Origin of the sequence: Microcystis sp. M53602_WE12, assembly GCF_030065455.1 — a bacterium.
GTDB classification, from domain to species: Bacteria; Cyanobacteriota; Cyanobacteriia; order Cyanobacteriales; family Microcystaceae; genus Microcystis; species Microcystis aeruginosa.
This window is the reverse complement of record NZ_JASJFB010000473.1, coordinates 1-9,757: the sequence shown is the minus strand read 5'-3', so window position 1 is coordinate 9,757 and position 9,757 is coordinate 1. Positions and strand designations below refer to the sequence as shown.

Sequence of the window (9,757 nt, the reverse complement as noted above, 5' to 3'; positions counted from 1 at the left end):
CTAACCAAACCAGCGCTAACATAGCGACCATAACCATCAAGACGGTTTTGTTGAGCGATTCGGGAGGGATTATTGACGAGATCGGCAACTCCCACACCCATCATCACCACGGAGATAACTGCGATTAAGTAGTTACGGACAAAAGTTTGATTTTGGTGGTTGGCTAACATGGTTGTCACCTCTCTTTCCTGTCGATAACCTTAGAATACGAGAGGGTTTGGGGTGATGTCAGTCCCATAATTCCGGGTGACAGAAGTGGAAAAAAGTGGAATCCACAGATAAGCTATGATTTTTTGTCGATTAGAATCGGTAAATAGGGAATCGGGAACAGGAAAAGGGCAATATTCGTCGCTTATATGGTTAAATAATCAGTAAATTGCCTAAAAACTGACATATTCTCCAGAATATGACCCTAGAAACAGCGATTATGACCATAAAATTTTTCTGGCCTTTAGTTTTAGGATTATCTATTGTTATTATTGACAATGGGCAATATTTGAGAGCAGAAACGGTAACTTTGAGCGCCAGTCAACGGCAACAACTGCGATCGCTAGATGCTAAGATTATTTTACCTAAATATATCCCCCCCGGATTTCGGGCCAGCGAGATTAAAATCCTCGCAGAAGAGGGGAAAGGATACGCAGTCCTCTTTGAAAATGCCGAGAATAGCTGTTTTTTGGTGGAAGGAATCGAAAACGCCAGGGGCGATGATGGTTTAGAATTAGAGGGAACCCTAGCGCTCAATTCCCCACTATTTGGGGAAGGATACTGGCTTAATTATGGTACACCCAAAGACTCGGAATTAAGGCAACAATTCCCCGAACCCGATTTGTATTCCGATTGGATGAAAATGGGAGAATATTTTTATCGTCTCAGTGGGGCATTAATTGCCCGGGAGGAGTATGATTATCCTAATTGCCGTCAAGATATTTCCCCATCGGAAGCGGTTAAAATAATCGAATCTTTTGGAGATAACAATTAAATTGAATTTATCTACAGTCATTTCTGATCTACAACAAAGAAGCAAGGAGCGGTTATCTTGGTCTGATTTTTGCTGGTTAGGATTAGTAATAATTTTGGGACTGGTTATTAGGTTAACACAATTAACGAGCAAACCTCCCTGGACGGATGAATTTGCCACTATGGTTTTTAGTATTGGCAATAATTACCAGATAGTGCCGTTAAATCAAATAATTTCCCTAGACACTTTATTAGCACCTCTCCAGAGCAACCATCAGGCAACTATTGCCGATGTAATTAAATTAGTTATTCAGGAGGACAATCATCCACCTTTATATTTTATTCTCGCCTATCTCTGGAATAAATTATTCTTTGATCGGGGAGAATATGTATCTTTAGCAGGAATGCGATCGCTGGCAGTTTTTTGGGGAGTTATTTCGATTCCTTTAATTTATTTTATCAGTAAATTGGTCTTTAAATCTGGCTCGATCGCTTTTCTGGCGGCGATTTTAATGGCGGTTTCTCCCTACGCGGTTTTTATCTCCCAAGAAGCGCGTCATTATACTTTAGCGGTTGTATTTGTCCTCATATCTTTAGGCTGTTTTCTTAAGGCAAGCATCAAAATTATCGACCATAAGAGAATATCCCATACTTTGGTTTTTTTCTGGTTAATTGTCAACTGTCTAGGGTTATTAGTCCACTATTTTTTTAGTTTAACTATCCTAGCGGAAGCGATAACTTTATTATGGATTTTATTCAATCAAATCAAACAAAAAAACTTTTGGATAACTAATTGGTGGCGTTTAAGTTTATTTTTTTTAGGTAACTTGAGCTTTATTATTATTTGGTTTATCACGTTTGTACCCAAAGATTATGGCAATCAGATGACCAGTTGGATTCAGAGAGACAATGATAGTTTTTTGTCCGTAATTAGCCCCTTTTTTCAATTGCTGGGAACATTAATTACTATGCTTTCCCTGCTCCCCGTCGAATCAGAATCTTTAATAATTATCTTGATTTCTGGGGCAATAATGATCGGTTTTTTTCTCTGGATTATCCCACAATTAAAAACAGCATGGCTAGACTCCTATAAACCCGAATTAGGCATTCTCTCGGCATTTTTTCTCAGTTCAATTGCCATTTTCTTTGTCATCACCTATCTGCTTTCGATCGATATTACCCGGGGAGCTAGATATAGTTTTGTTTACTTTCCCTCGGTAATTTTAATTCTAGCAATTTTATTAGATAATTGTTGGCAAAGGAAGCAGAAAAGAATAGTAATTATTGTAATTATCATGGCTTTAGTTAGTTCCCTAAGTGTGACTTTTAATTTAGGCTATCGTAAGTATTATCGCCCAGATAAATTAGTTACCACTATCGAAAATAATAGCCGTTATCCGTTAGTAATTGCCACTAGCTATAGGAGTTTAGTGCAGGTGGGAGAAATGATGGGAATTGCTTGGGAATTTAACCAAAGATTTCCCGATAAAACCCCTAAGTTTCTCTTAGTTAACCCAGAACAAAAGCCAAATTTTAATCTGTCATCTTCCCCCCCTTTTGAATTATGGTTAATTAATTTCCATTCTTCAATAGATTTATCGGACTGTCAACTCTCAGAGTTATCCTCCAATTATGTAACAGGTTATCAATATCAAAAGTTTCTCTGTGGGCGATCGATGGATTATAATAATAAAGTTAAGTAGGGCTATTAACTATGATTATTTGGGTAAATGAACAGATTGATCCCTGTGGTTTAGTACAAGCTTGTATTGCCTGTCAAGACGAACAAGCGGCAAAAGATTGTCATCAAAGTTGGTTAACCAATCTTACGGACGAACAAAAACAAGCGGGGTGGGTGGCAGTTTTAAGAACCGTAGAATCTTGGGATGATGTACCTGTAAATGCTCTGAAGTTAAGTTATTAAGTGGGTGGGTGGAATTAAATATAAGATGAACGTAGGTTGGGTTGAAGCATGAAACCCAACGCGCGCATAGTTTACGCTACCGCTAACCCATCCTACAAATAATTGTGCCTCCCTACTTAACTCTCCTGCAACAATCAAAAATCTTCCGTTAGGTGAAGAAACTCCAGACAGGAGATATCTGGCTAAAATAAAAAAGAGGGCAGGTTTTACCCCACCCTTTGATCTTATTTTAAACGAATTACTAATCGGCGATCGGGTTCCACGCCGCGACTTTCCGTGGTTAAATCGTTTTCTTCCTGAAAAAAGGCATGGATTTGGCGACGTTCCGCCGAAGATAGGGCTTTTAATTCTATTTCCTGCCCTGTTTGCCGCACTTGCGTCGCCGCTTGATTCACCCAGTCGAAAAGTTCTGCCTGTCTTTGTTGACGATAGCCATTGATTTCGACAATATAGAACTGATGTTCTGCCGCCTCGACACCAATATTCAGAATCGTATTAGCTAGGGATTGAATCGCATCCAGTCCCTCACCCTTGTTAGCGAGGAGAAGTTCCACTTGTTGGGGACTCAATTGACTGCTATCAATAATTAACCAACAGGAGGAAGGTCCAGTTCCCAATTCCTGCACACCAATCTGGACATCTGCGGGCATGGCTATCAACTTTAGCAGTTTTTCCAGCCATTGTTTAGCTTTCTCGCTATTTTGCTCCCATATACTCATTACGATGTTTTTTCCTTTTTCTTGCTAGAACGTTTTTCAAAGGGGAGAGCATCGCGGGATTTTTCCGTTTTTTCCTGTTCCGCTACCAATTTTTGCAGGTTTTCCGGTAACGGTTCCCGCATCAAAATCACCGTTTGAATAGTTTGGAAGATGTTCGCGGTTAAGATATACATCAATACCCCCGCTGGTAAGGGGAAAAACAGGAACATCATACTAAAAATTATCGGGGTGATTTTATTCACCGTTTGCTGTTGTTGGGCTGCCCCCCCCGAAGGAGCGCCGGCACCGGATAACTCTTGGTTAACATAGATACTAATACCGAAAGCGATCACCATCGCCAAAATATCCCAGTGAATTTCACCATTGGCACCGGTTGCCCCAATTCTTCCCAGGGCCTCAATAAAGAGAAAACCCGTATTAGCGGCAATCCCCGGCACGATAACTTTAATACTGGCATCTCCGGGGGCTAAAGCGACGATGGAACCGTCTTCATTAACTTGCACCAGTTCTTGACCTTTAACCACCTCGTAGGTGGGTTTTAGGTTATTTTCCGGTGCTTCCGTGGCTAATTGGCTTAAAGACTTGCCCTGGTCGTTTTGCAGGTCGATTTTTACCTGTTCTCCCGGAGCGATTTTATTGCCTTGGGGTAAAAAAGCGGTGATGGGATAGTGGAGAGACTCGTCAATATAGACGTTTTGGGGTTTGGTGCCATAGGGTTGGCGCTGCACGAGGGCGATTTGTTCAGCCGGCAGCACCTGTAAATCGACGGTATAGTTAATATCCGAGAAGGGGGAACCCCGCAGCGTCGCAAATAAAGCCAAAAGAATCGGCATTTGTAATAGCAGGGGTAAACAACCGGCCAGGGGATTGCCCAACTCCTGCATTAATTTGCCCATTTCCTCCTGTTGTTTTTGCGGGTCATTTTTGTAGCGTTGTTGAATTTCTGCCTGTCTTTCCTTCATCAAGGGTTGAGTGATTCGCATTTTTCTCATATTGCGAATCTGGCCGGCACTGAGGGGAAAGACGGCAAATCTCACCACCAGCGTTAAAGCAATGATGGCGAAACCGTAACTATGCACAATCCGAAAGAAAAAATCTAGGATTGGCAACATGATATTTGTGGAAATAAATCCGACTCCAAAATCCATGGGTTTAATCTATGTCTTCTCGTTTAATGGGGTGGCACTGTAACAAATCTAATTTATCGAATCGAGGCGATCGATTATTTTGTTTTATTGACTGATGATCGATTCTAGGGGACGACCGGTTTTATCGGCGACTCTTTCGGCAATGTAGTCATGAATTTCCCGGAATTTCGGCATCGCGCGCATTTCTAAACGACTTCTATCCTTGAGAGTTACGACAATATCCCCCCAAACACCAATTCCTCTCGGCATTTTTGCCACTTTTGCCACTTCTGAATAGATAATATCTGTGCGATCGCGTCCCATCCAACCCCCAGTGATCGAAATCCGCCGATCGGTTATCTTATATCTTAACCAGATTGCCCGTACCACTGCCCCAACGGTCAAAGGTAAACAAATCACCGTAAATCCTAGCAGGATATTGATGATTAGGTCGCCGATGTGCGGACCGCCTTCATAAAAAGTTTCTTCTTTAATGCCCATGAATTATATTCGCCTTCACTAACAACTGCTTTAATTCTCGCAAAAAATGTTCATAATTGCACTCGATCGCCCCTGGACGGATAATGATTATCCCTCGCCATCCTGCTGCTATTTCTGGCAATAACTGCCGAATTACCGCTCGTATTTGCCTTTTTAGTCGATTACGAACCACCGCTTTTTTACTAACTTTCTTGCTAATCGAGATACCAAAACGACTGGGGCCGGGGGCATCTGGGCAAGAATCCTCTAAACTAATTAAGGTTAAGTGGGAACCGTGATAACGCTTCCCTGTTCCATAGACAGCTTGAAAATCCTGTCGATGTTTTAAGCGATGAATTTGGGGTAGTCCCACGAAAATTAGTCGGTTCCCAGAATAACCTAAACACTTAAACGATAGCGCCCTCTTTTCCGACGAGCTTTAATTACTTTGCGTCCGTTGACGCTACGCATTCTCGCTCTAAATCCAGAAGTGCGCTTCTGTTTGCGCGTGGTTCCTTCTAAAGTACGTTTACTCACTGCTGATTTTTCTCCTTAAGATAGAGTTAGTCTATAGATATAAAGACACAATTTTTGATTATAACAAAATTACTAGGAATTGGGAAGCCCATGGTCAAGCTCCGTTTTGGTCGAGATATCTGCAATTATCTCCCGGTGGCTGAAAAGCGCGAATGGTTAGTCACTAATGGTATTGGTGGTTTTGCCGCGGGAACTGTGGCCGGATTGCTAACTCGCTGTTATCATGGTCTCTTGATCGCTGCTTTGGCTCCACCGACACAAAGAACGCTTCTTGTGACTAAAATCGATGAATCGATACAATATAACCAGAAAATTTATCATCTGGCCAGCAATCGCTGGTTAGGTGCTACGATCGAACCGCAAGGCTATATTAATATCGAAAGTTTTCATCTGGAAGGCACAATTCCCGTCTGGACTTTTATCTGCGGGGATGCCTTACTAGAAAAGCGTATCTGGATGGAACAGGGAGAAAATACCACCTATACTCACTATACCTACCGTCGTGGCAATTCTCCCCTAACTCTCAATCTGACTGCTTTTGTCAATTATCGTGATTTTCACGGCAATACCCAGGGTTTTAACTGGCAAATGGCTATTAGTCCCCTAGAAAAAGGAGTCAGAGTGATTGCCTATGACAATGCTGTACCTTTTTATCTATTAATCAGTCAGGGAGAGGTTTTTCCCGCTCATATCTGGTATTATCGCTTTGATTTGGCCGTGGAACGTTATCGTGGTTTAATCGATCGAGAAAATCATCTCCATGGGGCTAGTTTTTCGGCTACTCTTAAAGTGGGAGAATCGGTGACAATTGCCGCTAGTACCCGTCCCGATCCGAATTTAGACGGTCAATCTTCTCTAGAGTCTCGCTATCGCTACGAAAATAGTCTGATTAATCCCCAGCAGCCCGAATGGATTCAACAACTTACCCTCGCTGCCGACCAGTTTATCGTTAGTCGTCCTCTCCGGGATCAACCGGAGGGCAAAACGATAATCGCGGGTTATCCTTGGTTTGGTGATTGGGGTCGCGATACGATGATCTCCCTAAGAGGATTAACTTTGACTACAGGCAGATCTGCGATCGCGCGTCAGATTTTACTAACTTTTTCCCGTTATCTAGACCAGGGTTTATTGCCGAATTTACTGCCCGATGGGGGAGAAATGCCCGAATATAACGCTGTCGATGCTATTCTTTGGTATTTTGAAGCCATTCGTTCCTATTTTAACCAAAGCCAAGATTTTGAGTTTCTCAGAACTATTTATCCCGCTTTAACGGAAGTGATCGCTTGGTTTCGTCGCGGTACTCGCTACAATATTCACCTAGATGACGATGGTTTGATCTATGCCGGCGAAGCGGGAGTACAATTGACTTGGATGGATGCCAAAGTTGATGATCTGGTGATTACTCCCCGCATCGGCAAACCCGTAGAAATTAATGCCCTTTGGTTCAATGCCCTCAAAATAATGGTTCAATTTGCCCATTATTTGGGCATGGATGCCACTGATTACGAAAAAATGAGAAAAATGACCCTAAAAGGGTTCTCTCGCTTCTGGGATGATTCTCTGGGGTATTGTTACGATGTTTTGGATACGGACAAGGGTAATGATGCCAGTTTACGACCGAATCAACTTTTTGCCGTGTCTTTGTCGGTGGAGGAGTTATTAAATTCCTCACAGAAAAGGGCTATTGTCGATATTTGTGCTTTAAAATTGTTGACTTCTCGCGGTTTGCGATCGCTAGATGCCGATCATCCTGATTACCTTGGCGTTTACAGTGGCGATCGCTTAAAAAGAGATAGTGCCTACCATCAGGGGACAGTCTGGGGATGGTTATTAGGGGCATTTATCGAGGCCCATCTGAAAGTCTATCGCGATCCCATCCTAGCTGAGAGTTTTTTAACACCGATGATCGACCATCTTCGGGATAGCTGTATCGGTAATTTAAGCGAAATTTTCGATGGTAATGCCCCTTTTACCCCTAGGGGCGCTTTTGCCCAAGCATGGACAGTGGCAGAGGTATTAAGGGTTTGGCAAGTGATCCGAGAATTTTCGCCATAATCCTTTAAAATGAGCAATTGTTAGGTGTGTTAGACCAGCTAAAGGACCGACCCTAAAAACCTCAGTTAGACCGTTAAAGACAAAACTCTCATGGAGAAACCGCAAGTTATTTTTCTCGATGCTGTGGGGACCATTTTTGGGGTAAAAGGCAGTGTCGGAGCAATTTATAGTCAAATAGCGGCGGATTTTGGGGTAGAGGTGGCGGCCGAGCCTATAGAACAGTCTTTCTCGGCTATTTTCCCCACTGCTCCCCCCTTAGCTTTTCCTGAGGTTGAACCGGCACAAATTCCCGAGTTAGAGTATCGCTGGTGGCGATCGCTGACTGGGGCGGTTTTTAATAATTTAGGTTATCTGGAACGATTTCCCGATTTTGAGGCTTTTTTTGGCGAACTTTACCGTCATTTTGCCACGGCCGAGCCTTGGGTGCTGTACGAGGATGTCATTCCCGCTTTAAGACTCTGGCAGATTCAGGGGATCGAGTTGGGCATTATTTCTAATTTTGATAGTCGTATCTACCAAGTTTTGGCCGAATTAGGCTTAGAATATTTTTTTCGATCGATCACGATTTCTTCCCAGACAGGAGCAGCTAAACCCGATGCTGAAATTTTTCAAATCGCCCTGCAAAAACATGATTGTTCCCCCGCACAAGCTTGGCATATTGGCGATAGTAAAAAAGAGGATTACCAAGGAGCAAAAGCCTTGGGTATAGAAGCGTTTTTAATTAAAAGATCAATAGGGCCTGCTGAATAAATCTAAAAACCTTGTGGGATAATATCTTTGGCTCTTATGGGTAAAATCCTACAACCCACACCCTGCCCCCACGAAAAACTTTTTCAGCAAACTTTAGGTCAAGAGAGAAAAAGTCTTTCAGTGGGAATAGGGGATAGGGAGGGAATACATACCCTACCAGCTAATACCTAACCCTCAAACTGCTTTAATCCCCATCGGGATTTTAGACTGATTCCTGGGATGGGATGGCAGTCGCTTCTGACTGAGCAGCGTTAGGATCTGTCTCTTTGGGGGCGGCCACTTTTACCAAAGCATGACGCAAAACATCTTCTCCGAGAGTGTATCCTCGCACTAGCTGCTCGACCACCGTGCCTTCGGGATGTTCATCGGTGTACTCCCGCATCATCGCTTCGTGGTAGGTGGGATCAAAGGGTTGACCTTCCGGACGCATGGGGGAAACGCCTAAACGCTTGAGACTCTCTACTAAGATTTTATAGACCCCTTGGTAACTCTTGTGAATACCCATCTCGCCATCATTAGCCGGTTTAATTTGAGTACGGGCGCGCTCAAAATTATCCACCACGCCAAGAATTTCCATCAGGGTTTTGCCCTTGATTTTTGTTTCCAGTTCCTCTTTTTCCTTGGCTGTGCGTTTGCGAAAATTGTCGAACTCGGCTGCTAGAGTGATATAGCGTTTCTTGTAGGCATCAACCTGTTGGGTTTGTTCCTCTAACTGCTGTTTGAGAGTATCAATTTCCTCTTGTAGAGTATCGATAGTCATTCCGCCTAGAAAGGAAAATTCCTCGCTAGAGGCGGCCTGATCCGTCACAGTTTTGGCTTCATCGGTGACACTGGCTTCCGATTCGGTGGTCAGGGATTCGGGGGAATTAGGAAAGGATTCTTGGTTTTCGTCGAAAATTACTGAGGTATTTGGTTCTGCACTCATAGTAGACAATTTTATTGGGTAATTTGGCAATATATGACCATTTACTGCTAATTTTGGTCTTTAAGTACCAGCTAATAATCAAGGTTTAACCCTTAATGTAACATTTTGTGGACAAGATGCGTAACTAGATATGAGCGACCCCAGCAATTCCAAATTCAGAATGTAGCAAGGAATACAGAATACAAAACGCTTTTGCCCTGTAGCTCCCCATCCAAAATCAAGAAGAATTAACGCGAGTAACAGGGATGGCCTCATCGAGCATAAAGTCTAAAAGGTGGTG

Annotated in this window: 12 protein-coding genes; 6 read left to right on the top strand and 6 right to left on the bottom strand. The window is 42.9% G+C overall.

What is annotated here, in order from left to right; genetic code table 11:
• Positions 1-406 precede the first annotated feature (406 nt).
• Genes PX482_RS15790 through PX482_RS15780 form a run of 3 tightly spaced genes read left to right on the top strand, consistent with a single transcriptional unit; the run spans position 407 to position 2,884 of the window.
• A complete protein-coding gene (locus PX482_RS15790; protein ID WP_288122663.1) occupies positions 407-982 on the top strand; it encodes a hypothetical protein in 576 nt (191 codons plus the stop codon).
• Between the two features lies 1 nt (position 983).
• Positions 984-2,663, top strand: coding sequence for a glycosyltransferase family 39 protein (locus PX482_RS15785; RefSeq protein ID WP_288093270.1), 1,680 nt, complete (start codon positions 984-986; stop codon positions 2,661-2,663).
• Positions 2,664-2,674: 11 nt separating this feature from the next.
• Positions 2,675-2,884 carry a hypothetical protein gene (locus tag PX482_RS15780; protein WP_002752080.1) on the top strand — a complete coding sequence of 70 codons (210 nt, stop codon included), beginning with the start codon at positions 2,675-2,677 and terminating at the stop codon, positions 2,882-2,884.
• Positions 2,885-3,108: 224 nt separating this feature from the next.
• Here PX482_RS15780 and PX482_RS15775 read toward each other — a convergent pair whose 3' ends face one another.
• The 5 genes from PX482_RS15775 to rpmH all read right to left on the bottom strand — a co-directional run bounded on the left by PX482_RS15775 (position 3,109) and on the right by rpmH (position 5,747).
• On the bottom strand, positions 3,109-3,603 hold the full coding sequence (locus PX482_RS15775; protein ID WP_002763096.1) for a Jag family protein: 495 nt from the start codon (positions 3,601-3,603) through the stop codon (positions 3,109-3,111).
• Positions 3,603-4,751: a membrane protein insertase YidC gene (gene yidC, locus PX482_RS15770; protein ID WP_002763097.1), complete on the bottom strand. Its 1,149-nt coding sequence runs from the start codon at positions 4,749-4,751 to the stop codon at positions 3,603-3,605. The genes PX482_RS15775 and yidC overlap by 1 nt, the downstream gene beginning before the upstream one ends.
• 84 nt (positions 4,752-4,835) lie before the next feature.
• The gene (locus PX482_RS15765; protein WP_002784373.1) at positions 4,836-5,231 is read right to left on the bottom strand and encodes a PH domain-containing protein; all 396 of its coding nucleotides are present in this window, start codon (positions 5,229-5,231) and stop codon (positions 4,836-4,838) included.
• Positions 5,221-5,583, bottom strand: a complete 363-nt coding sequence (gene rnpA, locus PX482_RS15760) for a ribonuclease P protein component (RefSeq protein WP_002763101.1) — start codon at positions 5,581-5,583, stop codon at positions 5,221-5,223. Before rnpA ends, PX482_RS15765 begins: the two co-directional genes overlap by 11 nt.
• A 26-nt stretch (positions 5,584-5,609) precedes the next feature.
• On the bottom strand, positions 5,610-5,747 hold the full coding sequence (rpmH, locus tag PX482_RS15755) for a 50S ribosomal protein L34 (protein WP_002739276.1): 138 nt from the start codon (positions 5,745-5,747) through the stop codon (positions 5,610-5,612).
• Between the two features lie 90 nt (positions 5,748-5,837).
• On the opposite strand from rpmH, the gene PX482_RS15750 reads away from it, so the two are divergent.
• The 3 genes from PX482_RS15750 to PX482_RS15740 all read left to right on the top strand — a co-directional run bounded on the left by PX482_RS15750 (position 5,838) and on the right by PX482_RS15740 (position 8,723).
• Positions 5,838-7,802, top strand: coding sequence for an amylo-alpha-1,6-glucosidase (locus tag PX482_RS15750; RefSeq protein ID WP_288027585.1), 1,965 nt, complete (start codon positions 5,838-5,840; stop codon positions 7,800-7,802).
• Positions 7,803-7,892: 90 nt separating this feature from the next.
• Positions 7,893-8,552 (top strand): HAD-IA family hydrolase, encoded by a 660-nt coding sequence (locus PX482_RS15745; RefSeq protein ID WP_288027587.1) that lies wholly within the window; start codon positions 7,893-7,895, stop codon positions 8,550-8,552.
• Between the two features lie 36 nt (positions 8,553-8,588).
• Positions 8,589-8,723, top strand: a complete 135-nt coding sequence (locus tag PX482_RS15740) for a hypothetical protein (RefSeq protein WP_002763108.1) — start codon at positions 8,589-8,591, stop codon at positions 8,721-8,723.
• 31 nt (positions 8,724-8,754) lie between these two features.
• On the opposite strand, the gene grpE is transcribed toward PX482_RS15740, so the two are convergent.
• The gene (gene grpE / locus PX482_RS15735; protein ID WP_002763110.1) at positions 8,755-9,477 is read right to left on the bottom strand and encodes a nucleotide exchange factor GrpE; all 723 of its coding nucleotides are present in this window, start codon (positions 9,475-9,477) and stop codon (positions 8,755-8,757) included.
• Positions 9,478-9,757: the final 280 nt, after the last annotated feature.

Bases quoted from the DNA above. Each gene is read 5' to 3' on its own strand.
- PX482_RS15790 (WP_288122663.1), top strand. From the start codon at position 407: ATGACCCTAGAAACAGCGATTATGACCATAAAATTTTTCTGGCCTTTA.
- PX482_RS15780 (WP_002752080.1), top strand. From the start codon at position 2,675: ATGATTATTTGGGTAAATGAACAGATTGATCCCTGTGGTTTAGTACAA.
- PX482_RS15775 (WP_002763096.1), bottom strand. From the start codon at position 3,603: ATGAGTATATGGGAGCAAAATAGCGAGAAAGCTAAACAATGGCTGGAA.
- yidC (WP_002763097.1), bottom strand. From the start codon at position 4,751: ATGGATTTTGGAGTCGGATTTATTTCCACAAATATCATGTTGCCAATC.
- PX482_RS15765 (WP_002784373.1), bottom strand. From the start codon at position 5,231: ATGGGCATTAAAGAAGAAACTTTTTATGAAGGCGGTCCGCACATCGGC.
- PX482_RS15750 (WP_288027585.1), top strand. From the start codon at position 5,838: ATGGTCAAGCTCCGTTTTGGTCGAGATATCTGCAATTATCTCCCGGTG.
- PX482_RS15745 (WP_288027587.1), top strand. From the start codon at position 7,893: ATGGAGAAACCGCAAGTTATTTTTCTCGATGCTGTGGGGACCATTTTT.
- PX482_RS15740 (WP_002763108.1), top strand. From the start codon at position 8,589: ATGGGTAAAATCCTACAACCCACACCCTGCCCCCACGAAAAACTTTTT.
- grpE (WP_002763110.1), bottom strand. From the start codon at position 9,477: ATGAGTGCAGAACCAAATACCTCAGTAATTTTCGACGAAAACCAAGAA.